Here is a 25530-nt window from a genome sequence, read left to right as displayed (position 1 = left end):
CAAAAGCCTTCTTTTTGAGAAGGCTTTTGTTATTTATAAAACCATTAAGTTGCACCCCCGTATATCTGAATTATCAAAACGACCAATCACTTCAAATGATCCATCAGGGTATACTTTTCCTAAATCTTGAGTAGCAATAAAACTACAGGAATGATAATTAGCTAAATCAATAATGTTTATGCCTCCAGTTTTCCCATAGCTTTGAAAGCTTAATGGGTCTTCAGGATCACGTGTAAAAATTTTCATCCAAGGGACAGTTTCAAATAGGCCATTTCCTTTAGAGTAGGCTTGTGATAATAGCTCGGTCATACCGTATTCAGAATGAATAAATGATACTCCTAGTCCCGCAATAAGCAACGAGTGTAATTCCTCGCGAATTAATTCTTTTCTACGCCCCTTCATGCCTCCTGTTTCCATTACAATGGTGTTTTTTAATTCAAGAGTCTGAAGCTCTACCAAATCCAGGAGTGCGAACGAAACTCCAATTAAGAGTATCTTTCTTCCTTGATTGTCCAATAATTTTAATTGTTGGATAAGTTCAGTAAGATTGTTCAAATAAAACCCACTTTCGGGCTGGTTTGATTGCTTAATGAGATCTTCTACCATATAAATAAGGGAAGAGCCATTACGTTCTAAATAGGAAGGGAGTAAAGCTAGTACGACATAATCTTGTATGTCGCCATAATGATGAGTAAAACCATTTCGATAACTCTCTCTATATATTTGTAAATCGATTACTCCGTGCTTGCTGGTTATGCTGCCAGTGGTGCCACTACTAGTAAATACTATTTCAGGCGTATGATTCCCGCATATTACCTCATGTGATTTAAAAAATTGGATAGGTAAAAATGGGATTTCTTTTAAATGTTTTACGGTTTGCGGAGTGCGATGTAATAAATCACAAAAATGTCTATATACCTTATTATTCTTATATTGATAAGTAAAGGTTTGGATGGCCTGAGCCTCAAATGCTTCAGGAGTATCGATATTGAAAATAGCATTTGTTTTCACTGGCGTGAATTTTGTACTGTTTTTTTGTGCTGTAAAAGTAAGGATAAATATAGTGAGGCAGAAATATTAAAAAGTATGCTCTATTTATAGAATACTGTTAATTTAAGTCTTTCAATGACCAAAAAGTGACTTATGAAATGAAATTGAAAGGTTTGACATTTTGGAGATTTAACTTGGTTAATAATAATATAAAAGGTAGTTTAATGATCCTTTAAATATGTAAGTATAAGGGAATATATGGATGATAACGGGACAAAAATGATGAATCTTTTATAGTTGTTAACCTACTGTAAGTATCGTGTTACGTTTTTGTTACCATGCATAGATGCTACTTTGTCAATTTAATATTATCTTTACTTTTGAGGCGCTAAATAACACACAGCTACGATGAAAAAAAAGGACATTAAAATTCTTTTGGTAGATGATGAACCAGATATCTTAGAGATTGTGGGATATAACCTCTCCAATGAAGGATATCAAATTTCTACTGCAAAAAATGGTCAAGAGGCCGTAAGTAAAGCTAAAAAGGAGCAACCTCACCTTATTATTATGGATGTAATGATGCCAGAAATGGATGGCATTGAGGCTTGTGAACAAATACGGAAGATCCCAGAACTTTCTGAAACAGTTATTACATTTCTAACAGCTAGGGGTGAAGATTATTCGCAAGTAGCTGGATTTGATGCTGGTGCTGATGATTATATAACCAAACCAATAAAGCCAAAGGTGCTTGTAAGTAAGGTAAAGGCATTATTGCGTCGTTTCAAGGAAGAAGAGAATGGTCTTGGTAGTATTGTAAAGGTTGGTGAAATAATTATTAACCGCGATGAATATAAAATTATTCAGGAAGGTGAAGAAATTATTTTACCTCGCAAAGAATTTGAACTTCTTTCGTTATTAGCATCTCGTCCCGGTAAAGTATTTAAAAGAGAAGAAATTCTTGATAAAGTATGGGGGAATGAGGTTATCGTAGGTGGTCGTACTATTGATGTTCATATTAGAAAGTTACGAGAGAAGATAGGAGACGATCATTTTAAAACCGTAAAAGGTGTAGGCTATAAGTTTGTCTTATAAAAGGAGTAAGGCTTTTTTAAAAAAACTTGGTGCAACCTAATCACTTCATTTGTGGAGTTGCAACCTTGACCTCTGTTTACTCTGCGTATATTTGTCAGCATGACTCGTGTTACCAAAAAATCATACAAATTTGCCTTTAAATCGGCAGCCTATATTACACTTATAGCTTCGATAGTATTAGCCTTGATGCTTTATTTAGGTACTGATACTTCGTTATGGATTGTGTTATGGTTTGCAATTGCTTTATACAGTATGAGTTTTTTTATTCTGCAGTATAGGGTTGAATTCTTTATCTATCGCCGTATTAAAAAAATATATGATGATGTTAGCTTGCTAGAATCTACATCGTTTCAAAACCAGCCAGTTACAACTGATATGGTTACACTAACACGAGAAATAGAGAAATTTGCAAAGGACAAAAAGTTGGAAATTGAAACGTTAAAAGTTCGCGAAAATTATCGGAAAGAGTTTATGGGAAATGTTTCTCATGAGCTCAAAACACCTTTGTTTACGGTTCAAGGTTATATTCATACCCTATTGGATGGAGCTATGGAGGATAAAAATATTAGAAAAAAATATCTTCAACGTGCTGCGAAGGGAGTGGAAAGACTAACCTATATTGTGAAAGATTTGGACATGATCTCTAAGCTAGAGGCGGGAGAGCTTAATTTAGAATATGAGAAATTCGATATTGTAGAGCTAATTCAGGGTGTTTTTGATCTTTTAGAAATGAGGGCTGCCAAAAAAAATATCACACTTACATTTGACATGAAGTATAAGCCTATAGATGTTTGGGCTGACAAGGAACGTATTCAACAAGTGGTAATGAATTTAGTGATGAATTCTATAAAGTATGGAAAAGATGATGGTACAACAGAAGTTAGCGTTGAAAATTTAATCAAAAATAAAGTTATTGTACGTATAACTGATAATGGAGAAGGAATAGAAAAACAACATATACCAAGGCTTTTTGAACGTTTCTATCGGGTTGATAAAAGTGGTAATAGAAAAGAAGGAGGGTCCGGCTTAGGGTTGTCAATTGTAAAGCATATAATAGAGGCCCATCATGAAAAGATTTATGTGGAAAGTGTTCATGGTGTCGGTTCTGAATTCTCATTTACTCTCGAAAAGTCTAAATAACTCATTCCAATCCGTTAGGTGATTTACTTGTTCAAGTCCTTTGTATTCTTCAATTTTTTCCAATTTTTTCAAAGAAAATTTTTCTTGTTTAGAATATGGAACAAGTCCTAGTTTGTGCAGTCTTTTTGCGAGATACTCCTGCTCGTATTGTCCTGGAGTTGGAATGAAAAATGCCTTTTTATTTAATTTAGCGAGGTCCATTATGGTGGTGTAACCACTTCTAGAGATAACTATTTCACTTTCATTGAAAGCTTTTTGCAGTTGTGTACTATTCATGAAATTGTAAATAGTAATATGATTATCCCTGACAATAGTTTGTTCCTCCTCAATAACTCCCTTTACCAGTAGAATATTACCTTGATAGGCATGTAGTTGGTTTAGGAGTATGTGTTCCAAGAAGGTGCGCTGAGGTTCTGGTCCAGATAAAAGAGCCATAATGTCGTATTTTTTTGGGAGCTCTTTTTTTTCAATTCTACTAATGGGACCCATATATTTTACAGGGAATATGGACTTTTTTAGATGCCCAAGTTTTCCACTTAGATTAGGATTTCCTTCAACATCAGGAATCCAACATTCTGTAAACTTTTTAATATAAATCTGATGTATTTGAGTGCTGAGCCATGTGGTATTTCCACTAAGTACATTGAGTTGATGAGTTATAAAAACTGAAGGTATGTTTTTGTGACAAATTCCTAATCGATTGTCTGAAATGATACCATCTATAGGGTATTCTTCAATAAGTTTTTTTAATGCTTTTTTCTCTTTACTAATAGCCTTGTAGAGTTTTGGAGAATCGAAAAGTAGCTTTAGTTTAAAAAGGTATCCTTTCTTAGCATAGGTGATTTGGTAGGAAGGAAGTTCAAAAGCCTCTAAACCAGGGAACTCCTTTCTTAATAGAGCCAATGCAACCCCATCAGATGCTAAAATGGGGTGGTAGCCTTTTGAAATGAGAGCCCTTATTACTGGTATGCAGCGGGTAGCATGACCTAAACCCCAGTTTAAGGGAGCTACTAATATTCGTTTTTCGGTATTCATGGGATAGGTATCCTTGATCTGTCTATTGAAAATATTATTATTAAGTGTTTAAACTATGCTTTAAGCAAAAATACATGCTTTTGTACTGATAAAGATTTCCGTAGTTTTGTCAAAAAATTAAATAATTGTTTTGGGAAGCAAGAATAAACTCAAGAGATTCAGAGAGAATGAAACCTTTAATAATGTTATCCAACCGACCCGAGAGGAGGCAGTAAGTGGAGTTTTTCCGTTAAAGGGAAAGTGGAATGACGAATTTTTCAAGAATGATAATCCTATTGTTCTTGAGTTAGGTTGTGGTAAGGGTGAGTATACAGTGAATCTAGCCAAGAAATTTCCAGAGAAAAATTTTATAGGAATAGACATAAAGGGAGCACGTTTCTGGAGAGGAGCCAAGACAGCTATGGAGGATGGAATTACAAATACTGCCTTTTTACGTACCCAAATTGAATTAATTGATTGTTTTTTTGCAGAAAATGAAGTTTCGGAAATTTGGATAACCTTTCCAGATCCTCAAATTAAATATAAACGCACCAAACATCGAATGACTAATGAGGCATTCCTTGAGCGTTATAAAAAGGTACTAAAACCTAGTGGCCTGATGCATCTTAAAACAGATAGTGAATTTATGCACGGGTACACTTTAGGGTTATTACATGGACTAGGACATGAAGTCATATATGCCAATCATAACATATACCGAAATGAAGGTGCTCCAGAAGAAGTAACTTCCATACAAACTTTTTACGAAAATCAGTATCTTGAGCAAGGAAAACCGATTACTTATATTCGGTTTAAAATTAAGCGATGACGCATTTAATAATACTATTTTTTGTTACGTTTTCAGCTGCTTTGATGGGAGTAGTGCCTCCGGGGCTTATAAATCTTACAGCGGCGAAGACAAGTGCTACCAAAGGAAAGCTCAACGGAATTCTATTTGCAGTTGGTGCAGCAATAGTGGTGATGATCCAAGCGTATTTGGCAGTTCATATTTCCAAATATTTGTTCAATAACCCATTTGTAATAGATGTTTTATTAAAAATTGCTGTAATTGTTTTTAGTTTTTTTGCTATTTATTTTTTTGTAGTTGCTCGTAAACGGCGAAACAAAAAAATGAAAGTTGTACAAGTAAGTAAAAAAAGTTCCTTTTATAAGGGGATGTTACTTTCTACAGTTAATGTACTTCCGATTCCCTATTTTAGTGGGTTGCATGCTGCGTGGAACGTATCAGGATGGATACAGTTTAAGGTACTTGATGTTCTAATTTTTGTAATGGCAGCTGGTATGGGAACGTTTTCAATGCTTTATATGTATGTGGTGTATTTTGATAAATTAGAATCTAAAACGGATAGATTCTCAAGGCATTCAGATTATATTATGAGTGTTTTAATGCTATTGTTAGTAATTATTACCTTTATTCGGATATTTTATAAATTCGATGAGTGAAAGTCAGTCTTTTTTCGATAAGGTGTATTCCATTGTCCGTTGCATTCCTTTTGGCCGTGTCACATCTTACGGTGCAATTGCCAAAGCTTTAGGTTCTAGTAGGTCTGCAAGGATGGTTGGCTATGCCATGAATGCATCACATGGTATGCAAGATATCCCAGCTCATAGAGTGGTAAATAGAAATGGAATGCTTACTGGAAAGTTTCATTTTGAAGGGAGTCAACTTATGCAGCAACTTTTGGAAAATGAAGGCATTAAGGTGAAGAATAATCAAGTGATTGATTTTGAAAAACATTTTTGGGATCCTTCTTCTTAACTATTTTTAGTTGAAAATATAACTTAATGATTTTCCTAATAATAAGATCTGTTTGGTGGTGCCGTATTTCATGCTAGAAACCTTGAATTTTACCTGCTGGATATTAATGGTATATGCAAAATGAGCATCATAAGTTGTATTTATATTTGAATCAAAATGTTCAATAAGTTTGTTTTAGTATCTAAGTTGTAACTCGTATCTTTGCAATTTAGAATCAATTTAAACTAAAGAGCAAGAATAGCAATATATAATGAAACTTGATCGTAAAGATATACTTAAAGCCTTAGAGAAGATTACTGCGCCGGGCGAAGGAAAAAACATGGTAGAAAGTGGCGTAGTGCAAAATATAATGACATTCGGAGATGAAGTGGTAGTTGATGTGGTTATCAATAATCCAAGTCTTCAAGCTAAAAAACGTACTGAGGTGGAAATCATGAAAGCAATCCACCGAGAGGTATATGAAAAGGCAAAAATTAAGGTAAATGTAAAGGTAGAAACTCCTGAAAAGCCTGAGATAAAAGGGAAAGCAATTCCTGGAATTAAAAATATAATTGCAGTCGCCTCAGGTAAAGGTGGTGTTGGAAAGTCTACAGTCACATCTAATTTAGCCGTTACATTGGCTAAGATGGGTTTTACAGTAGGCTTACTTGATGCTGATATTTATGGGCCTTCAGCCCCTATCATGTTTGATGTGTCGCAGGAGAAACCACTCTCGGTTACTGTTGATGGTAAATCAAAAATGAAGCCTGTTGAAAATTATGGAGTTAAAATTCTATCCATAGGATTTTTTACTCAACCTAATCAGGCAGTAGTTTGGAGGGGACCTATGGCGGCTAAAGCTTTAAATCAGATGATTTTTGATGCTGCTTGGGGAGAATTGGATTTTCTACTTATTGATTTGCCTCCAGGTACAGGAGATATTCACCTAAGTATTATGCAATCCCTACCTATTACTGGGGCAGTAGTTGTTAGTACCCCACAAAATGTTGCATTGGCAGATGCTCGGAAGGGTGTAGCCATGTTTCAACAAGACGCTATCAATGTACCAGTCCTGGGTATCATAGAGAATATGGCTTATTTTACACCGGAAGAACTTCCCCAAAATAAATACTATATCTTTGGGAAGGAAGGTGCTCGAAACTTAGCCTTGGATTTAGAAGTACCATTTTTAGGGGAGTTGCCGTTGGTACAAAGTATTCGTGAGGCGGGAGATGTAGGAAGGCCTGCTGCTTTACAGATTGAAACATCCTTGGAGACTGCATTTGAAGAAATTACACGTAATGTAGTTCAGGAGGTAGTTTCTCGTAATGAAAGCTTACCTGCAACAGAAGCTATTAAAATTACAACAATGGCAGGCTGTTCAGCGGTTAAAAAATAATAGAAAGTTTCCAAAACATAGTAGCTATGACAGCAGAGGAATTAAAACTAAACGTAGAGAAAGCGTTAAATGAAATTCGCCCCTTTTTGGAGAGCGATGGTGGAAATATTTCTTTAGTAGGCATTGAAGATGGAAAGTTGGTACGAGTGCGATTAGAAGGTGCTTGTGTGGCCTGCAGCGTAAATCAGATGACTTTACGAAGTGGGGTGGAAATGACTATTAAAAAATATGCTCCGCAAATTGAAACTGTCATAAACGTATCATAATATACGCTACTAATCCTTTGGGAACCCAAAGCAATAAAAAATGATTAAAACTGATATACTCATTATAGGAGCCGGTCCAACTGGGCTTTTTGCCGTTTTTGAGGCCGGATTGTTGAAACTTAAATGCCATCTTATTGATGCGCTACCTCAGCCTGGTGGACAATGTGCAGAGATTTATCCAAAAAAACCAATTTATGATATTCCCGGATTTCCGGAAGTTCTAGCTGGTGATTTAGTAGATAATTTAATGGAGCAATGCAAGCAGTTTGAACCTGGATTCACCTTGGGTGAACGTGCAGAGACTATTGAAAAATTAGAAGATGGTAGTTTTATAGTAACCACTAATAAGGGAACCAAGCATCATGCTCGAGTTGTTGCAATTGCTGGAGGACTAGGGAGTTTTGAGCCTAGAAAACCTATTTTAGACAATTTGGAGTTTTATGAAGAGAATGGGGTAGAGTATTTTATCAAAAACCCTGAACTCTTTAGGGGTAAGAGAGTTGTTATTTCAGGAGGGGGGGACTCTGCTTTAGATTGGAGTATTTTCTTGTCTGACGTTGCCTCACAAGTAACCCTTGTACATCGAAGAAATGAATTCAGAGGTGCCCTTGATTCTGTTGATAAAGTACAAGAATTAAAAAAGGCCGGAAAAATTAATTTAATAACACCGGCTGAAGTGGTGTCTCTAAATGGTGATAAAACCTTAAATTCTGTTACTATAGAAAAGGAAGGGGAAACTTCTATTCTTGAAACGGATTTCTTTATCCCATTGTTTGGACTAGCGCCAAAATTAGGACCTATTGGCGATTGGGGGCTTGAAATAGAAAAAAATGCAATTAAAGTAAATAATGCACTTGATTATCAAACTAATATTCCAGGTATATTTGCAATTGGAGATGTAAATACTTACCCTGGAAAATTGAAATTGATTTTATGTGGATTTCACGAGGCCACACTCATGTGCCAAGCTGCATATCAAATAATTAATCCTGGAAAAAAATACGTATTAAAGTATACAACTGTTAGTGGTATTGACGGTTTTGATGGTACCAGAAAGGAAGCACCAAAGGCTGTCGTTAAATCAATTGAATAATAATCTACTTTTTTTATAGAATAGTAGCATTATCTCACGTATTTTTGCATTTTTAAATTCCGGAAGATGTCAGATATCAGTATTAAAATAACCGATAGAGAAGGGGTCGTGCATGAAGTTCAAGCACCAACCGATATGAACATGAATATTATGGAGCTTGTGAGAGCCTATGAATTGGCTCCTGAAGGAACTATAGGTATCTGTGGAGGTATGGCGATGTGCGCTTCTTGTCAATGTTATGTGACTTCATCTCATGAACTTCCTGAGAAGACTCCTGATGAGGAGGCCATGCTTTGGGAAGCTTTTAATGTAAAAGATAATAGTAGGCTTGGTTGTCAGATTCATCTTACCCAGGAACTGGAAGGCCTAGAACTAGAATTAGCTCCTGAGGCATAATAATTACTTTTTCAGTTTACAAGGGTAATTTGTTATGTTATTGTTCCTTGAAAGTACATTATGGTAACTTATTAAGGTTGTCTAAGGTCATTAGTGTAATAAATATATATCGAAAGAATTAGTCTAAAAAGTATATTGATTTTCGTCAAAATCTATCGCCCCGCTATCAATTGTTAACACGGGTTTTATTTCAATGAGCTTTGTTTTATTGTTTCTAATACTATTTCTTTAACTACTCTTATAGTTTGGAAATAATAACATTTTTGTTATCAGTACTACATGTGAAAAAAGTTATTATATAAAGAAGTTCTTTCAATTAAATACATTCTTATTGGACTTTGAAGGTGTATACAGCTGATGAAGAGGAGTTCCCACTCTTGTCCTTAGTAATTATTTTCCAATAGTAAATGGTATTTGATTCCACGCTAATATTTTCTAGTTTTTTATTTGGATGGTTTTCTACCATTATTGTACTTCCATTTTCAGTGTCAAAATAAACATCGTAACCAATAATGTCATCATCTACATCAATTGCCTCCCATTCCAAGTATATATTGCCATTCCATGCATTAATCGTATGTCCTGAAGTTGGATATATGATCGTTGCTGGGAAAGGCGCGTAAACTGGAATTCCATCATTTGCCAAATAAAATTTCCATACGGAACTCTGTTCTGATTTAGGTGTATTATCAGATTTAGAAACCACCCACCAAGAATAGGGCTCTCCCTTGAGTAGAGTTACCTCCTTAAACGTCGAATTGCTCGTATAAGTTGAGGTTTGCATAGATTTTAGATTTTTGATTATTAAATCATAAGTGGTGGCGTATTTTGCAGCCTGCCAAATAAATGTTACTGTACTTTGTGTAGCATTAAGTGATTTGCCGGTAAGACAAATTTCGTTGTTGTTAGGAACTTCTAAAATTGCTGCTTCAGGAGTGCTTGTAGAATTAGGACTTTCAACTTCACTATCATTACTACACCCAAATATTAGGAGTATAAAACTTAAAATTGTTATATGCTTTAAATGTTTTATGTTGATCATCATTTTATAACAATTTTTAGCGTTTTGTCGGTGAGGATACCCTTTAATGAAATAAAATAATTGCCTGGAGCAAGTTGCTGCATTGGAATTTCTAGCGTATTTCCTTGAATTTCCATAGTTTTTAGGTACATTATTTTACCTTCTAGACTACTGATTAGTACGTCTACTATTCTATCTTCATTATTTAGTTTTACAATAAGTTTATCGGTTGCTGGATTCGGGTAATAATCAATTTTATTTTGTATAAAAATGGACTTTTCATAAATTCCTTGGCAATCTATCCCTGTACTTACTTTTATAGTGTTTAGGCCATTTTTAAGCTGTAAGGTAATTTTTTGTTCACTTGTTTCTGTTGTTATGCCATTAAGTGTTACCAAAAAGCGATTTGCACCACTCATAGTCAATGAAGCAGAATGTTCATCAAATTTTGTGGATGTAAATACAGAAAGATCTTCCGGTTCCGAAATTTGAACTGTAAAACACTGCTCAAAATCTGAATGTTCATCTATTGTGAAACATAGGGTATATATACCCGAGAATAAACCATCTAATGACCAGTTTAGGGTGTTAAAACTGAAAGTATTGTAAAAGTTATTGGGGCCATGGATTGAAAGTTTATAATTGTACTTCTCGTCTACATTGACATTTATTTTTCCATTATTTGCTGTACGGCACGTTTCATTAGTAACAGAAATTTGGAAGTTGTTTGATGGGAGTGTATAAACCGTACAACCATAAATGTCTACCATTGACCCTAATGGTGTGTCTGGGCACAAATCATCTGCATCAGCTATTCCATCATAATCTTGATCAGGTATATTGAGATCTGGGAATAATGCAGAGGGTTGGTCTCCATATATTCTATATTCTCCAGGTTGCAATACAATACTTGCAGTCGAATTTGACACTACAAATCTTCTATTTCCGTCCAAAATATTGTACCAAATACCCTCCTTTTGAAAGTTTGGATTAATTTGTTGGGTAGTTATTCCAAAATTACCAATGATGGTTACATTAGCCAGTTCTCCTTCATTTGCTGATGGCAAAGTTAGATGTACGGTTTTAAGCCCATTTTCATCACCTGCATTAATAGTAAAATCTGTTGCACGAAAAATGGGTTCTCCTAATTTTAATTTAATTAAATTCGAATAAACATCATACAAAGCCCTTCTTTCAGAATCTTCAATGTAATCCCAACGAATCGGCTTGTTTCCTACTCGACCATTATATTCAATAGAATAATCAAAGCCTAGTTCTCCAAATTGCCATATCATTTTTGGTCCAGGAATTGTAAAGAAAAAGGCGGCAGCTTGTTGCATTCTCTTCAGAGCCGTAGCTTCATTTTTGGTATTATAATTAGAGTTGCTATTACCAAAGTTAAGGGTCTTATACATTAGTCGCTCTTCATCGTGACTTTCCATATAACTTATGTTTGAAGGTGATAACCAACCTCTGTCTTTATAAGATATTGTAGAAAAGTTGGAGCCATTATTGGCGTGATACCCCATAGTCGCTTCGTTGTACTGATGATTAAAGTTATTCCAGAGCATTATTCCTTTGCCTTCAGATAATCTGTAATTGGCCCATTCGGTTTCTTCATCGGCAGACCCTCCTACACCTAAATGTTCAAAAATTACGTAAAAGAAAGGGTCTAACTCCCATTGATAATCTGCATAAGATTTTAGAACCTCTACACGATCAGCATTGTAAGCGTTGGTACAGATTTCTTGAGTGCTTCCAACACAGTTTTGGGTAAATCCTTTAGTAAGATCCCAACGAAATCCATCAATTTTATATTCTTCAATCCAATATTTTATAGTACGTTCAACATAATCTTGAGTGGCCTCTGATTGATGATTGAAATCATTAAAAACACTGTAGGAGTGTTTTGCTTCAATATTGAAAAATGGATTTTCAGAGGTGGGTTTACCTTCTAATCCACCATTACTGTCGTTCCATAGCCTAAAATATGGATGTTGACCTGAGGCGTGATTATAAACAACATCAAGAATAACAGCAATACCTCTTGAATGACATTCATCTATTAGGCTTTTGAAAGCATTTGTAGTGCCATAATACTTATCAAGTGCCATATGAAATGAAGGATTATAGCCCCAACTTTCATTACCATCAAATTCACTAACTGGAAGTAATTCAATGGCATTAATACCTAAATTTTGAAGATAATCTAATCGAGCCTTGACTGCATCAAAACTATGGAGTAGATCAAAATCTCTTATAAGTAATTCATATATTACTAGATTGTCGCGCGAAGGTTTTTGAAAGTTGGTTGTTTTCCAATTGTATGGGACCTCTCCCGTGCTAAATACGGATACAGCTTCCGTTGTTTTACCTTTTGGATAAATAGGGAGATTGGGATAGGTAATTTCATTTATATAGGTATCATTATACTCATCAAGTATAGTTGTTGAATAGGGGTCTGCAATATTAATTTCAAATTCAACTAGGTATTGAAATAAGTGTTTTTGCTGTGGTGTTAGTGAAGTAAGTTCTATCCAAAACCGATCTTTTGCACTATCCTTTTTCAATAAAAATGCATTGTCTATTTCCCAATTATTGAAATCTCCAATAACATGAACAAATTCTTTATACGGGGCATATAATACCAGTGTAACTTTTGATGGGTCATTAAGATGGTAGTTGATCCCGTCATTTAACCCAGGAGGAAGTGATTCTTCTGTTACGGTTGGTTTTATGATTGCTTTGAATAAACGTGTAATGGTTTGGGAATCATGTGTGGAATTAAGCGTGAAATTGGTATTTTGAGTAATGGGGTAGGTGTAATTAAAAGCGGTGGATTCTGAAAGCGTATATATGCTGGATTCATTTGCTATAAGCTCAAAATTTGCAGGCATCGTTGTTGTAGCAGAAATGTTCAAAATTTGCCCCTGGTTAATAACAATGGTATTCTCAGTTGGCTCGCTAAGTGTTAGTTGGAAAATTCCAACATCTATTGTAATATCTTGGGACTTTTTGTCTCCTGAACCATTTTTTGCTTTAAGTAAAAATCCTATTCTACCAAGACCATTACGATTAAAGAAAGTAACTGGAGAGAAGGATATTGAATAAGTGTCATTTTGCGCGTTATAGGTGAGTCTATTAGTTTCATTTGAAGCTTCCCAAGTACCATTTGTTGGGCAATCCTTAGAATTGGATAAGTTAGTATCAAGAGACCAAGCCCAAAGATATAAAGCATTTCCAGTTACGCCCCAAATAGATTCATTAATACTGTTACCATTAAATGTTAATGTAATTTCATCGGTTTCATTGAAGGTAGCAGGAGAGATAGAATATGTAATATTCTGTGTTTGCGACCACGAGAATGTACTCAACAGAGTAATAAAGTAGAATATTACAGTTCTCATCTATTTATTGGTTAATCTATTAAAAGGTTAGTTATTAATGTTGGGAACAATTTTAAATTGATACCGTTGCTTCATATTTTGAAGCAACGGTAAGTTATTGAATGTCTTATGAATTAATTTTCAGAAAGAGTATACCTTAAATTAACAAGATCTAATGTAATACGATAATTTCCTGAGGATACAGAAATATCAGCTCCTCCAGCGTCTAAAATTCCATCGTTGGTATCATCGCCATAGTTAAGGCTCCAAGCATCATTAGCTCTAAATTTGATAAGACCATCCGATAAGGTTATGTCAACTACCCATACTTGGTTTTTGAAATCATAGGTCATATCTGTGTCTGTATCCCAGCCCCCTGGTGTAGCATTCCCAATTACACCCCACAGGTCTATTGGCTCAGCATTCCAGCTCATGTTGTTTAAATCCATGGTTATAAGGTATGTGCCAGCATTTATTGAAATGTCTGAGCCTCCATTTTCAATTGTCCCATCATTGCTATCATCTCCATAATTGGTTCCCCAATCATTATTAAGTCGGAATTTCATTTTTCCTTCCTTCAAAGTTGCAATTATCTTCCAAGTATCTGAAGAGGAGTCATAGGTCATTGGCATATCAGGACCATCCCATCCATTGGTGGTGGCATCTCCAACTAATCCCCAAGTAAAGTTTTCTATAGTATAGGTAAGATTAGCAAGGTTAAATACAATTTTGTAAGTACCCGCAGTAATGGTCATATTTTCTCCATCTTTTTCAAGAGTTCCATCCCCTCCATTATCACCATGATTAAGGGTCCATGAATTGTTTTCTCTAAATTTGATTTCACCATCACCTAATGTTGCATAAGCTACATAAACATCAGGTTGATTAGTTTTGTAGAATGGTACATCAGGTCCATCCCAGCCGTTTGGAGTGGCTGAACCTACTATACCCCATGTTGTAGATAAATCAAGCTTGTCTGCATAAGGAGTTACATTTAAGGTTACAGTATTAGACTCAATAGCAACTTCAGAACTGAGATTGGCTTTTACTTTAAATTGAACATTATTTGCCACCTCTGGTTCTAATTCGAGGGATAATAATAGTTTATTGAGTTCGGCCACAGTAAGGGTCTTGTTTAAAGTCTCTCCAGCTGTAATTGTTTGACTTTCAGAAAAATTCCCTTGTTCTGTATCAATTAGGATACTATATTGAGCAACAGCATTATAACCAAAGTCAGGTTCAGACCAACTAATTGTAAGAATTTCGTTTTCCGAATTGTCTTTTAGTAACACTAAATTCTGAGCAGAGAGACTCATGTCTACAGAAGCATCAGGATTTAAATAATACACTGGCTCATCTTTGTCACAACTCACTAGGGTGAGTGTAAAAATAAGTAGTAGTGTGAGTTTAGAAATATAATTTTTCATCTGTTTGATTTTGTTTGGTTACCTATGGATTGAAGTCATCATTTGAATCCTATACATCCTATTTTGACTAATTATATCCAGTATTCTGATTGAGTGTTGGATTTGCAATTAAATCAGTTGATGGTATTGGGTATAGATCTTTGTATGATTCAGTTGCTGTACCTTGTTGAATACCACCTTTCCAAGGCCATAAATAGGCTCCGCCAGTGAATTTTCCAAAGCGGATAAGATCCGTTCTTCGATGTCCTTCCCAATATAATTCTCTTGCGCGTTCATCTAGAATAAAATCTAAGGTAAGTTGTGCAGTTGAAATATTACCATTAGAATTTCCATAAGCACGGGATCTTAATATGTTGATATAATCCGTGGCTTGAGTAACTGAGCCACCTTGCCCTCCTCTTAAAACTGCTTCTGCATACATAAGATACACATCAGCTAAACGAAACATCGGGAAGTCTGTGTCTGGGAAATCTCCTGTAGGATCGGAGCCTGCATTTCCATTAACATCAACGTTTTTAAATTTTACCATCGCATAGCCATCGGTAAAAAGAGATTGATCTGCAATTTCCTTGTTTTGACCATCTGTATAGAAAGCTCCTCTGCTGTCCGTTCCATTTATGTCTGGGAATTTATTTACAAATGCACTTGTTGTGCGTATACCAAACCACCCACTGTTCACTCCAAAATCCGATGGGATCATGCTCCCTCCGATGGAGGCATGAACTAGGAATGTCATACCACCATAATTTTGGGTATTTTTTCCATCAAAATTGATAGAAAAAATTAATTCACTAGCTGAAGGATTAGTATCATTGTCTGCTAAAAATAAATAACTATATGGCGCGTTCTGATTTACTTGGTATCCTGCGTCTATTACTTTGTTAATGTACGTCAGGGCTTCGGTATAATGTCCCTCATTGACATAAACTTCTGCATTTAGATAAAGTTTTGCTAATAAAGTCCATGCCGCAGCTGCGTCTGCACGACCAAAATCATTTTGACGAGGAGCTATCATCTGACTTTCAATTTCCAGTAGCTCTTCTTCTATGTATACAAATAGATCTTCTCTTGAAATTTGTTTAGGTAGAAATGCACCAATACCATCCAAGTCTGTAACAAATGGAACGTTCCCGAATAAATCAAGGGCATGCCAATAGCTGAGAGCTCTCATGAAACGTGCTTCAGCTCTATATTCCTGTATTTCTTCCAGAAGAGTTCCAGTCACACCTCTTGAGGCTAATTTTTCATCAGAAGTTTGACGAATAAATTCATTAGCTAGAGCAACCTGATATATTATACGATCATATGTGGCTCTTATAAATTCATTTGATGGAGACCAATTGTGAGTGTGATAATCTTTTATATTGCCATCATTCCATGCAATTTTGGCAAGATCAGTTGAAAGTTCTTGTGCTTTCCAATACTGTCTTAAATAATTTGAGAATCCCTCATCTATACCTGAAATGTCAGGACTTCCGGCAGGTCCTTGTTGCCCACTAAGTGCAATACCAGCGTAAATTTTGGCCAGAGCCTGTATATACGCATTTGGATCATTGAATACAGTATCAGCTGTTTCTTGATTTCTTGGAAGAATGTCCTTAGAGCAAGAAGAAACAATTGCTATACCTAAAAATAGAATTGTGAAGTTTTTTATATATCGATACATGATGTTCATTTTTAAAGTCTTCATTGTTAAAAGGTAACATTTAGGCCAGCCAAAAAGTTTCTTGGTTTTGGATAAATGTTGTTATCTATACCATTTGGTATTTCTGGGTCCAAACCACTATAATTTGTAAGTGTAAACAGGTTTTGCCCTGTAATAAATAGCCTCATTTGAGTCTTATTAAGGTCAAAGTTGTAACCAAAAGTCATGTTGTCGAGCTTAAGGAATGACGCATTCTCAATGTAGTAATCAGAGAAAAATTGAGCATTCACAAAATTTGTTTGCAATAGACTGGTACTGGCGTTAGTAATGTAATTTCCCGCTCCTATGAACATGGAATTCTTGTATCCATTACTAGATGAAACATTATTGTACATATAGTTTCCAAGGCTACCTCTAAATGTGAAACTCCAATCAAAATTTTTATAAGTCAAATTTGATGAAATACCAAAATAGAAGTCAGGATCTGGATTTTTGTAACGATATTTATCAGCATCATTAATATTGCCATCCCCATTTGTGTCATTATAAACACCTTCCAATGGCCTCCCATTAGTATCATAAACTTGTTGGAAAACATAGAATGCACTTGGATTATATCCAGTTGAATGAATTTGAATATTGTTTCCTACTCCTCCTGAAATTCCTCCTGTTGGAGTGCCTGGAAAACTCGGGTCATCGTTTAGAGTTAGTTTAGTTATCTCCCTATGCTGGAACGTACCATTTAAATTAAAATCCCATCTGAAATTGTCATTCATTACAGGTATTGTGTTGATTGAGATTTCTAATCCTCGAGAATCCATTTCTCCAATATTAGTAGTCAAAGCATTCTCGAGATTTGAACCGGCTGGAAGAGGAATAAAGTTTAATAAGTCTTTAGTTTTCTTGATATAGGCGTCAATACTTCCAGATACTCTATTATTCCATAGCCCATAGTCTATACCTGCATTATAAGTAGTGGTTTCTTCCCATTTTACATTAGAGTCATATCCTTCTGGGCGATATGTATAAATAAAATTATTCCCAATTTGGTATCTTGCTCGATCATTCCCAAGAGTATATACTGATAAATATCCAAAGTCACCTATTTCTTGCTGTCCACTTACACCCCAACCAATTCTAAGTTTAAGATTATTTACTGTTTTGTATTCATTAAGAAATGTTTCCTCACTTATATTCCATGCAATTGCTGCAGATGGGAAGTACCCATTTCGGTTTTTCTCGCTAAAACGTGAAGAGCGATCGTTACGTAACGTAGCTGTAATAGAATATTTACCTTTATGAGTTATAAAAAGACGACCAAAATAGGATTCTAACCAGTTTTCAGATGAGAGACCATTATCGGTATTTCTATTTTCACCTTGAAGGTTGGAATTTTCAAAACGGCCATGTCTGTAGAAATGTTGGTAAGAATAACCTGCCGTTACATCAATTCTACTGTCTATTGATTCTAATTCTTTAACATAATTCAAATAAGCATCCATAAATCGAGACTTATTTATGTTCTCGTATGTTGAAGTAAATCCATATGCATTTTCATTTATGTAGTTTGAAGCTGCTGTTTTTGGTATATAAACATCACCTCTTTGTACTGAATAATCATAGCCAGTGTTAAAGTTCACTCTCATTTCTGGTAAGAAGTGAAATTTATAATCTAAAATTATATTGCTTATACTGCGATTCGTTTGTCCTCTATCATAGTTTTGAAGTAATAGACTAAGAGGGTTTCTAGTTGCAAGGCGTTGTGGGGTGCCATCATTTTGAAGCCATTCGAAGTAACCACCATAAGCATTATTTTCATATACAGATTGAGTTGGATCAAATGCAACTGCTGCTCCAATAGCACCTTGGTTAGCATTACGATTTTCTGATACAGATCCTTTTGTGTTTAATGTAACCTTCAAATGATTTTCTAGTAAACGTTGATCATAATTGAAACTAAACGAAGTTCTTTTAAAGTTATCAGTCTTTAGGATTCCGTCCTGATTTGTAAAACCTATTGAAGACCTAAAGTTGGCATTTTTGTACCCTCTGCTTACAGATAAGTCATGAAAAGAGGATATGGCATTGCGATATATTAAATCTTGCCAATTTGTATTTTCATTTCCCATGAGGGCAGCTTTTGGGTTTCCACTTGCATTAATTATATCTCTAAATTGAGAAGCCGAAAGCATTTCTACTTGTTGATCTATTTGGCTATATCCTATGCGTGTCTGTAGTTCAAATTGTAATGGAGAATCCATTTGTCCTTTTTTTGTGGTAATCATAATTACCCCATTGGATGCCCTGGAGCCAAAAATAGCAGTGGCAGAAGCATCCTTTAAAATTGTGAAATCTGCTATATCATTTGGATTTATGGAATTAAGTCCTGATTTGTCAACATCCAAAGGAACTCCATCCACAACAATTAATGGATTATTAGAGGCGTTTAATGAGGAGCCGGCTCGGATTAATATTTGAGCTCCACTTCCGGCCTGTCCACTTCCACTTGTAATGCGAACACCTGCTGTCTTAGCTGCTAGTAATTGTTCTGGAGAGGTTATTGCTCCTTTGTTGAAGTCTTCAGTTGAGACTTTGTCTACGGATCCTGTTAAATCTTTTTTGGTTGCCGTACCATATCCAATAAGAACCACTTCGCCTAGTTGTTGCGCATCTTCTTCCAATGCAACATTAATAATTTTTGAATTTTGAACACTTACTTCAGTACTGGCAAATCCTATGTAGGAAAAAACCAATATGTTACCAGGCTTTGCCTCAATTTGGTATTTTCCATCAAAGTCCGTAGAAGTTCCCGTGGTGGTACCTTTAATAACTACGTTAACCCCTGGTAAAGGCGACCCTGTAATTTTGTCTGTTACCACACCATTTATAATATTTTGTGCGCTCATTCCTAGAGACATACAAAGTATTAGAAAAAGTGATAATTGATTTATTGCTTTCATACAATTAGTTAATTTGAAATTGGTTTTAGTGTATATATTTCCACTTCTCGAAGTTAAAGCTATGTAAATTTTGTGTTAATATCGCGGCACAAGAATAGGCTTAATCAATTACAACGTTTTCGTGTTGAAAACTTTTTTAAATAGTGGGTATTCGTAATAGAAAAGGATTGTTTTTAGCACATAATTAAAAAACATCTATCTTTATTGTCAACTTATCAAAATCCATGAAAAAGAAAATTACCCTCAAACATATTGCTAAGGAACTTGATGTATCCATATCAACAGTGTCTAAGGCTATTAAAGACAGCGAAGAAATTAGTCTAGAAACACGTCAGAAAGTACAGGCTTTTGCAAAGCTGTATAATTATAAACCGAATAATATTGCATTAAGTCTTAAAAACAGAAAAACAAAGAATATTGCAGTCATTATACCAGAAATAGTACACCATTTTTTTACAACAGTTATTAGTGGTATTGAAAAGGTTGCCAATAAAGGTGGATACAATGTAATAGTATGTTTATCTGATGAATCTTTTGATAAAGAAGTTATCAATATGGAAATGCTTGCAAATGGAAGTATTGATGGATTTATAATTTCGCTTACTAAAGAAACACAGCAACGTAGGGATTTTTATCATCTTCAAGAGGTCATAAATCAAGGGATGCCGCTTGTTATGTTTGATAGGGTTGCTGATGAAATCGTTTGTGATAAAGTTGTTATTGATGATGTTGATGGAGCTTATAAAGCAGTAAAATATTTATTAGATACTGGATGTAAGCGTATAGCTTTAATCAGTACCGTAGATTATGTCAGCGTGGGAAAATTGCGTACAGAAGGATATATGTTGGCGTTGAAGGAATCCGGTGTGGATATTGATGATTCACTTATCTTGAAAATTGAGGACATTGAAAAATGTGATGAGGTTATTCAACAATTATTTGAAGAAAAGGATTTTGATGCAGTTTTTGCTGTGAATGAAATATTTGCTGTTACAGCAATGAAAATAGCACAACGTAAAGGGCTTAAGGTACCTCACGACATGTCATTTGTTGGATTTACGGATGGTTTGCTTTCTCGATATGCAACTCCTTCTCTCACAACGGTTGTACAACATGGTTTAGAAATAGGTGAACGTGCTGCTAAAATGCTAATTAAAAAACTTGACGAGGAAGTTGAAGAAGAAACGTATAGTACAGAAATTGTTCAAACTACACTTATAACTCGTGAGTCGACAAAAAATAAGAGGTAGCGTTAATCCTAACAAAAATTAATTATATTTGCTCAATCAAATTCTTGTATTTTCACTTCTCACCTTAAGTATAAGATTTGATAAGTTATGACGCTTATCGCAGTATTACACTACTTCGAAGCGCTTTTCTATTGCTATTCATAATAGCTTTTCGGAGATGTTTTTTACTAAATCAGATATAGCATTTTAAGGAATGCTGCTTACTGATGAGCGTTTTAGTATCCAAGACAATTTTGTCGACCGATAGAGACAACAGTCTACTTATCTAAACACATTAATTTTAAAAAATGTAAATAGATGAAAAAGCGTCTCTTAAGTTTCTGGGAAATTTGGAATATGAGTTTCGGTTTTCTAGGTATACAATTCGGTTTTGCGTTGCAAGGCGGATTTATGTCTAGAATTTTCCAAACTCTAGGTGCGGATAAAGATGCAATCCCACTTTTATGGATTGCTGCCCCACTTACTGGGTTAATTGTTCAACCAATTATTGGGTATTTAAGTGATAAAACCTGGCATTCAAGGTGGGGGCGTAGACGTCCATATTTTTTAATTGGAGCAATTTTAAGTTCGCTAGCATTGTTTTTTGTGCCACATTCTCCTGCTTTATGGATTGCCGCGGGATTTTTATGGATTCTTGATGCTTCCATCAATATAAGTATGGAACCTTTTAGAGCCTTAGTAGCTGATAAATTGCATGAATCACAGCGATCATATGGATTTGTGGTTCAAACATTAATTATAGGTATAGGTACATGGGTGGCAAGTAATTTACCATGGATTATTAACCAGTTAGGGGTGAGTAATGAGGCAGGTCCGGGTATCGTGCCATTGTCTGTTAAAGTAGCCTTTGCTATTGGAGCTTTCGTGTTTTTGGTAAGTATTCTTTATACGGTTTTCACGACAGAGGAATACCCTCCAGAAAATATGGAGGCATTTCGAAAAATGCAGAAAGAGTCTAAGGGTAATTTCTTCAAAGATATTATGGAGAATATGGGTAATATGCCTTCCACAATGAAGAAATTAGGCGTTATTCAGTTTTTTAGTTGGTTTGCTTTCTTTACTATGTGGAGTTTAGCAATGCCTGCTCTAACAGAACATATTTACCAAGCCCCTGCGCCAGTTGAATCAGCCTATGATATGACAGATGCTGCTCAGAGTGCAGTATTTTTTGAGGTCAACAAGAAATATCAAGATGCCGCTGATAAGGTTGGATCGGCTATGGGGGTTTATGGTCTTTCTTCAATGGCATTTGCACTGGTACTAACTTTTTACGCCTCACGTAAACGTCTAAATCGCAAATTTACACACATGATATCACTGCTATTCGGAGGGATAGGATTTATAGGAATGTATTTTATACCCAATCCTTCCTGGTTATTATTTTGTTTTGTACTAGTTGGAATTGCTTGGGGAAGTATTCTTTCTATGCCATATGCAATGTTGTCAAGCTCTATAGATCCCAATCGTATGGGAGTATACATGGGACTCTTTAATATGTTTATTGTTTTACCTCAAATAATTGCGGCTTTAGGAGGTGTTAATTTTGTTTATAAACTCCTTGGAGAGCAAGCAATTTACGCAATGGTTGTAGCCGGTATAAGTCTTATAATAGCAGGAATAGCTAATCTATTAATTACAAATAAAAAAGCAATAGCCTACACGGTAGACATAGAATAAGAATGCTTTAAATAAAAAAAGGATTGATGAAGAAAGGATTTATTTTCGATTTGGATGGAGTAATAGTTGATACGGCTCATTTCCATTATAATTCATGGAGGAAGACAGCTGAACAACTCGGATTTGAACTCACCATTCAACATAATGAGAAATTGAAAGGGGTAAGCAGAATAGAATCACTTAATCGAATTCTGGATTGGGCTCAGAAGGAAGTTTCTCAAGATACTTTTCAGCAACTTATGTTTGAAAAGAATGAAGACTATTTAAGACAGGTAGTTCAAATGACTGCTTCTGATATTCTACCTGGAGTGTTTAATATTTTAAATAAACTTAAATCAAAGGGGTATGGTATCGCATTAGGTTCTGCTAGTAAGAACGCGCCTCTTATATTGGAGAAGGTTGGTTTATCCTCTTTTTTCAATGTAATTGTGGATGGTAATAGAGTTATCAAAGCAAAACCTGATCCAGAAGTATTTATAGTTGCTGCTCAACAGTTGGGTGTTATAAATTCTCAATGCGTTGTTTTTGAAGATGCTGAAGCAGGAATTGAAGCCGCTAATACAGCAGGAATGATCTCCGTGGGATTGGGAAACTCAGATAATCTTGAACATGCAAAGTATGTATTTCAATCATTTGAATCAATTGAATTAACATTTTTAGAACAACTTACAACCTAACAACATGAATCAGAATTATATTATACCTAACCAATGGTCTATCATTGAGGAAGGATTTGAGGCCGAAAGAGTACGGTCGTCTGAGAGTCTTTTTAGTCTCGGGAATGGAGCTATGGGCCAACGTGCTAATTTTGAAGAGAATTATACAGGAGAAACATTTCAAGGAAGTTATATTGCAGGTATTTATTATCCTGATAAGACCAGAGTTGGTTGGTGGAAAAACGGTTATCCCGAGTATTTTGCAAAAGTATTGAACGCTCCAAATTGGATAGGAATCCATGTTGAGATTAATAATGAGATTCTAGATTTAGCGACTTGTAAAAGCATTGAAAATTACAGACGAGAACTTAATATGAAGGAAGGGTGGTATAAGCGCTCTTTTGAAGCTGTTATGATTGATGAAACAAGGGTTAAGGTGGAGTCAATTCGATTTCTGAGTTTACAGATTGATGAATTAGGGGCCATACGTTATAGTGTTACCCCACTTAATCGGGAAGCAAAAATAACCTTCATACCATATATAGATGCAGGTATTGAAAATGAAGATACCAATTGGGAGGAGAAATTTTGGGAACCAATAGAGATTCTTGATGATGAATTGTGTACAAGTGTTACTGCTCGAACTCTTAAAACTAGATTTGAGGCTTGTACCTATATGCATAATGAGTTAGCCATCGATAGTATTCCTATTAATATTGATAAAACAATACATTCAAAAGTTGATTACATCGCCCACAGTTATACACACCTAGTTGCAGTCAATAGTACTTTTACTTTGTTTAAATATGGTGGTTATGTGACCTCATTGAATCATGATAGAACAACGCTACGTGAAGCAGCAGAGAAAGTAGTTTCCATAGCCTTAGAAGCCGGTTTTGATAAATTACTGGCTCAACAAAGAGAGGCTTGGGATGCTATTTGGCAGATGGCCGATATTACTATAGAAGGAGATGTAAAGGCGCAGCAAGGTATTAGATTTAATATTTTTCAATTGAATCAAACTTATCTTGGGAAAGATGATAGACTTAATATTGGACCAAAAGGGTTTACTGGAGAAAAGTACGGAGGGAGTACCTACTGGGATACCGAAGCGTATTGTATTCCGTTTTATATGGCAACCAAGGATGAAAAAGTAGCGAGGAGTTTATTAAAATATCGTTATAATCATTTGGAGAAGGCTATAGAAAATGCAGAGAAGCTCGGTTTTACAAATGGTGCAGCCTTATATCCTATGGTGACTATGAATGGTGAAGAATGTCATAATGAATGGGAAATAACTTTTGAGGAGATCCATCGTAATGGAGCCATTTCCTTCGCAATATTTAATTATTTACGGTACACAGGTGACTATAGTTATATACCAGAAATGGGGCTAGAGGTGATGATAGGGATTGCACGTTTCTGGCACCAACGGGCGTCTTTTTCTACCTTTCAAAATAAATATGTAATTCTCGGTGTTACTGGGCCTAATGAGTATGAGAATAATGTAAATAATAATTGGTATACGAATTATATAGCACAATGGTGTATACAGTTTGCAATTGAACATATTGAGAAAGTGAAAACTGGATTTCCAGAAGATTATAGCCGTATAATGGGGGTGACTAAATTAACGGAAAATGAAATTCAGCAATGGATAAAAGTAGCAGAGAATATGTATTTCCCGTATTCAGAGAAACATGGTATTTTTCTTCAACAAGATGGTTTTCTTGATAAACCACAAATAACGGTAAGTGATTTACCAAAGGAACAACGTCCAATAAATCAAAAATGGTCATGGGATCGTATTTTACGTTCTCCATATATAAAACAGGCCGATGTTTTGCAAGGGTTCTATTTTTTTGAAGATCATTTTTCCAAAGATCTACTTGAACGCCATTTTGACTTTTATGAACCATTTACTGTTCATGAAAGTTCTCTTTCTCCATGTGTGCATAGTATTCAGGCGGCAATTCTGGGTCGTATGGAACAGGCTTACACATTCTATTTGCGCACTTCTCGTCTTGATCTAGATGATTATAATAAGGAAGTGCATGAAGGACTTCATATAACCTCCATGGCTGGCACTTGGATGAGTATAGTTGAAGGCTTTGGAGGTATGCGAATCAAAGAGGATAAGATGTCCTTTGAGCCTCGAATACCTATGCAATGGGAGGCATATTCATTTAAGGTAAATTTTAGAGGAGTAATTGTTAAGCTTACCGTAAAACATGGAAAAGTAAAGCTCTTGTTAGAAGGTAACATGCCAATAAATGTAATTCTTAATGGGGAGGAAATTACTTTACATCCCAATAAGGAGCTTGAGTGTTAATTATTTAAAATGTTAGGAAATAGA

At 35.3% G+C, this 25530-nt stretch carries 20 protein-coding genes; 13 read left to right on the top strand and 7 right to left on the bottom strand.

Annotated features, from left to right (window positions below; translation table 11 throughout):
- Positions 1–33: 33 nt before the first annotated feature.
- Entirely contained in the window at positions 34–1011 is a 978-nt protein-coding gene (locus PT603_RS10005) for a LuxE/PaaK family acyltransferase (protein WP_008236886.1), read from the bottom strand.
- A 387-nt stretch (positions 1012–1398) separates the two neighbouring features.
- Between PT603_RS10005 and PT603_RS10000 the strand changes: the two genes are divergently transcribed.
- Together PT603_RS10000 and PT603_RS09995 are read left to right on the top strand one after the other, a co-directional pair.
- Positions 1399–2085: a response regulator transcription factor gene (locus tag PT603_RS10000; RefSeq protein ID WP_008236888.1), complete on the top strand. Its 687-nt coding sequence runs from the start codon at positions 1399–1401 to the stop codon at positions 2083–2085.
- A 99-nt stretch (positions 2086–2184) separates the two neighbouring features.
- A complete protein-coding gene (locus tag PT603_RS09995) occupies positions 2185–3225 on the top strand; it encodes a sensor histidine kinase (RefSeq protein ID WP_008236889.1) in 1041 nt (346 codons plus the stop codon).
- On the opposite strand, the gene PT603_RS09990 is transcribed toward PT603_RS09995, so the two are convergent.
- Entirely contained in the window at positions 3199–4260 is a 1062-nt protein-coding gene (locus PT603_RS09990; protein ID WP_008236891.1) for a glycosyltransferase, read from the bottom strand. The genes PT603_RS09995 and PT603_RS09990 overlap by 27 nt on opposite strands.
- Positions 4261–4390: 130 nt before the next feature.
- On the opposite strand from PT603_RS09990, the gene trmB reads away from it, so the two are divergent.
- The 7 genes from trmB (at position 4391) to PT603_RS09955 (ending at position 9152) form a co-directional block, all read left to right on the top strand.
- Positions 4391–5068 (top strand): tRNA (guanosine(46)-N7)-methyltransferase TrmB, encoded by a 678-nt coding sequence (gene trmB / locus PT603_RS09985; protein ID WP_008236893.1) that lies wholly within the window; start codon positions 4391–4393, stop codon positions 5066–5068.
- Entirely contained in the window at positions 5065–5703 is a 639-nt protein-coding gene (locus tag PT603_RS09980) for a LysE family transporter (RefSeq protein ID WP_008236895.1), read from the top strand. The genes trmB and PT603_RS09980 overlap by 4 nt, the downstream gene beginning before the upstream one ends.
- Entirely contained in the window at positions 5696–6019 is a 324-nt protein-coding gene (locus PT603_RS09975; protein ID WP_008236897.1) for an MGMT family protein, read from the top strand. Before PT603_RS09980 ends, PT603_RS09975 begins: the two co-directional genes overlap by 8 nt.
- Before the next feature lie 250 nt (positions 6020–6269).
- Positions 6270–7397 carry an Mrp/NBP35 family ATP-binding protein gene (locus PT603_RS09970; protein WP_008236899.1) on the top strand — a complete coding sequence of 376 codons (1128 nt, stop codon included), beginning with the start codon at positions 6270–6272 and terminating at the stop codon, positions 7395–7397.
- A gap of 26 nt (positions 7398–7423) precedes the next feature.
- Positions 7424–7663 carry a NifU family protein gene (locus PT603_RS09965; RefSeq protein WP_008236900.1) on the top strand — a complete coding sequence of 80 codons (240 nt, stop codon included), beginning with the start codon at positions 7424–7426 and terminating at the stop codon, positions 7661–7663.
- Positions 7664–7703: 40 nt separating this feature from the next.
- The gene (locus tag PT603_RS09960; protein ID WP_008236901.1) at positions 7704–8756 is read left to right on the top strand and encodes an NAD(P)/FAD-dependent oxidoreductase; all 1053 of its coding nucleotides are present in this window, start codon (positions 7704–7706) and stop codon (positions 8754–8756) included.
- Positions 8757–8822: 66 nt separating this feature from the next.
- Positions 8823–9152 (top strand): 2Fe-2S iron-sulfur cluster-binding family protein, encoded by a 330-nt coding sequence (locus PT603_RS09955; protein ID WP_008236902.1) that lies wholly within the window; start codon positions 8823–8825, stop codon positions 9150–9152.
- Between the two features lie 328 nt (positions 9153–9480).
- Here the strand turns inward: PT603_RS09955 and PT603_RS09950 are convergent, their stop codons facing one another.
- The 5 genes from PT603_RS09950 to PT603_RS09930 form a co-directional block, all read right to left on the bottom strand.
- Complete coding sequence (locus PT603_RS09950; RefSeq protein ID WP_050951112.1) at positions 9481–10197, bottom strand: hypothetical protein; 717 nt, start codon at positions 10195–10197, stop codon at positions 9481–9483.
- Positions 10194–13580 carry an alpha-amylase family glycosyl hydrolase gene (locus PT603_RS09945; RefSeq protein ID WP_008236904.1) on the bottom strand — a complete coding sequence of 1129 codons (3387 nt, stop codon included), beginning with the start codon at positions 13578–13580 and terminating at the stop codon, positions 10194–10196. The genes PT603_RS09950 and PT603_RS09945 overlap by 4 nt, the downstream gene beginning before the upstream one ends.
- Positions 13581–13693: 113 nt before the next feature.
- A complete protein-coding gene (locus PT603_RS09940; protein ID WP_008236905.1) occupies positions 13694–14986 on the bottom strand; it encodes a SusE domain-containing protein in 1293 nt (430 codons plus the stop codon).
- Positions 14987–15053: 67 nt separating this feature from the next.
- The gene (locus PT603_RS09935; protein WP_008236906.1) at positions 15054–16652 is read right to left on the bottom strand and encodes a RagB/SusD family nutrient uptake outer membrane protein; all 1599 of its coding nucleotides are present in this window, start codon (positions 16650–16652) and stop codon (positions 15054–15056) included.
- Between the two features lie 26 nt (positions 16653–16678).
- Entirely contained in the window at positions 16679–19591 is a 2913-nt protein-coding gene (locus PT603_RS09930; protein WP_008236908.1) for a SusC/RagA family TonB-linked outer membrane protein, read from the bottom strand.
- 224 nt (positions 19592–19815) lie between these two features.
- Between PT603_RS09930 and PT603_RS09925 the strand changes: the two genes are divergently transcribed.
- From PT603_RS09925 to mdxK, 4 genes are all read left to right on the top strand, one after another.
- Positions 19816–20841 (top strand): LacI family DNA-binding transcriptional regulator, encoded by a 1026-nt coding sequence (locus PT603_RS09925; protein WP_008236910.1) that lies wholly within the window; start codon positions 19816–19818, stop codon positions 20839–20841.
- A gap of 297 nt (positions 20842–21138) precedes the next feature.
- A complete protein-coding gene (locus PT603_RS09920; protein WP_008236912.1) occupies positions 21139–22518 on the top strand; it encodes an MFS transporter in 1380 nt (459 codons plus the stop codon).
- A gap of 26 nt (positions 22519–22544) precedes the next feature.
- Positions 22545–23195, top strand: a complete 651-nt coding sequence (pgmB, locus tag PT603_RS09915) for a beta-phosphoglucomutase (RefSeq protein ID WP_008236914.1) — start codon at positions 22545–22547, stop codon at positions 23193–23195.
- A gap of 4 nt (positions 23196–23199) precedes the next feature.
- Positions 23200–25506 carry a maltose phosphorylase MdxK gene (mdxK, locus tag PT603_RS09910; RefSeq protein ID WP_008236916.1) on the top strand — a complete coding sequence of 769 codons (2307 nt, stop codon included), beginning with the start codon at positions 23200–23202 and terminating at the stop codon, positions 25504–25506.
- Positions 25507–25530 lie beyond the last annotated feature (24 nt).

The sequence above is a fragment of the Imtechella halotolerans genome, from assembly GCF_028743515.2.
In the GTDB taxonomy this organism is placed as follows: domain Bacteria; phylum Bacteroidota; class Bacteroidia; order Flavobacteriales; family Flavobacteriaceae; genus Imtechella; species Imtechella halotolerans.
This window is presented reverse-complemented; position numbering and strand designations above follow the sequence as displayed.

Excerpts from the sequence above, each read along its gene's own strand:
- PT603_RS09940 (WP_008236905.1), bottom strand. The coding sequence starts at position 14,986 with ATGAAAAATTATATTTCTAAACTCACACTACTACTTATTTTTACACTC.
- PT603_RS09935 (WP_008236906.1), bottom strand. The coding sequence starts at position 16,652 with ATGTATCGATATATAAAAAACTTCACAATTCTATTTTTAGGTATAGCA.
- pgmB (WP_008236914.1), top strand. The coding sequence starts at position 22,545 with ATGAAGAAAGGATTTATTTTCGATTTGGATGGAGTAATAGTTGATACG.
- PT603_RS09970 (WP_008236899.1), top strand. The coding sequence starts at position 6,270 with ATGAAACTTGATCGTAAAGATATACTTAAAGCCTTAGAGAAGATTACT.
- mdxK (WP_008236916.1), top strand. The coding sequence starts at position 23,200 with ATGAATCAGAATTATATTATACCTAACCAATGGTCTATCATTGAGGAA.
- PT603_RS09950 (WP_050951112.1), bottom strand. The coding sequence starts at position 10,197 with ATGATGATCAACATAAAACATTTAAAGCATATAACAATTTTAAGTTTT.
- PT603_RS10000 (WP_008236888.1), top strand. The coding sequence starts at position 1,399 with ATGAAAAAAAAGGACATTAAAATTCTTTTGGTAGATGATGAACCAGAT.
- PT603_RS09965 (WP_008236900.1), top strand. The coding sequence starts at position 7,424 with ATGACAGCAGAGGAATTAAAACTAAACGTAGAGAAAGCGTTAAATGAA.
- PT603_RS09920 (WP_008236912.1), top strand. The coding sequence starts at position 21,139 with ATGAAAAAGCGTCTCTTAAGTTTCTGGGAAATTTGGAATATGAGTTTC.
- PT603_RS09930 (WP_008236908.1), bottom strand. The coding sequence starts at position 19,591 with ATGAAAGCAATAAATCAATTATCACTTTTTCTAATACTTTGTATGTCT.
- PT603_RS09980 (WP_008236895.1), top strand. The coding sequence starts at position 5,065 with ATGACGCATTTAATAATACTATTTTTTGTTACGTTTTCAGCTGCTTTG.
- PT603_RS09955 (WP_008236902.1), top strand. The coding sequence starts at position 8,823 with ATGTCAGATATCAGTATTAAAATAACCGATAGAGAAGGGGTCGTGCAT.
- PT603_RS09945 (WP_008236904.1), bottom strand. The coding sequence starts at position 13,580 with ATGAGAACTGTAATATTCTACTTTATTACTCTGTTGAGTACATTCTCG.
- PT603_RS09925 (WP_008236910.1), top strand. The coding sequence starts at position 19,816 with ATGAAAAAGAAAATTACCCTCAAACATATTGCTAAGGAACTTGATGTA.
- PT603_RS09960 (WP_008236901.1), top strand. The coding sequence starts at position 7,704 with ATGATTAAAACTGATATACTCATTATAGGAGCCGGTCCAACTGGGCTT.
- PT603_RS09990 (WP_008236891.1), bottom strand. The coding sequence starts at position 4,260 with ATGAATACCGAAAAACGAATATTAGTAGCTCCCTTAAACTGGGGTTTA.
- PT603_RS09995 (WP_008236889.1), top strand. The coding sequence starts at position 2,185 with ATGACTCGTGTTACCAAAAAATCATACAAATTTGCCTTTAAATCGGCA.
- PT603_RS09975 (WP_008236897.1), top strand. The coding sequence starts at position 5,696 with ATGAGTGAAAGTCAGTCTTTTTTCGATAAGGTGTATTCCATTGTCCGT.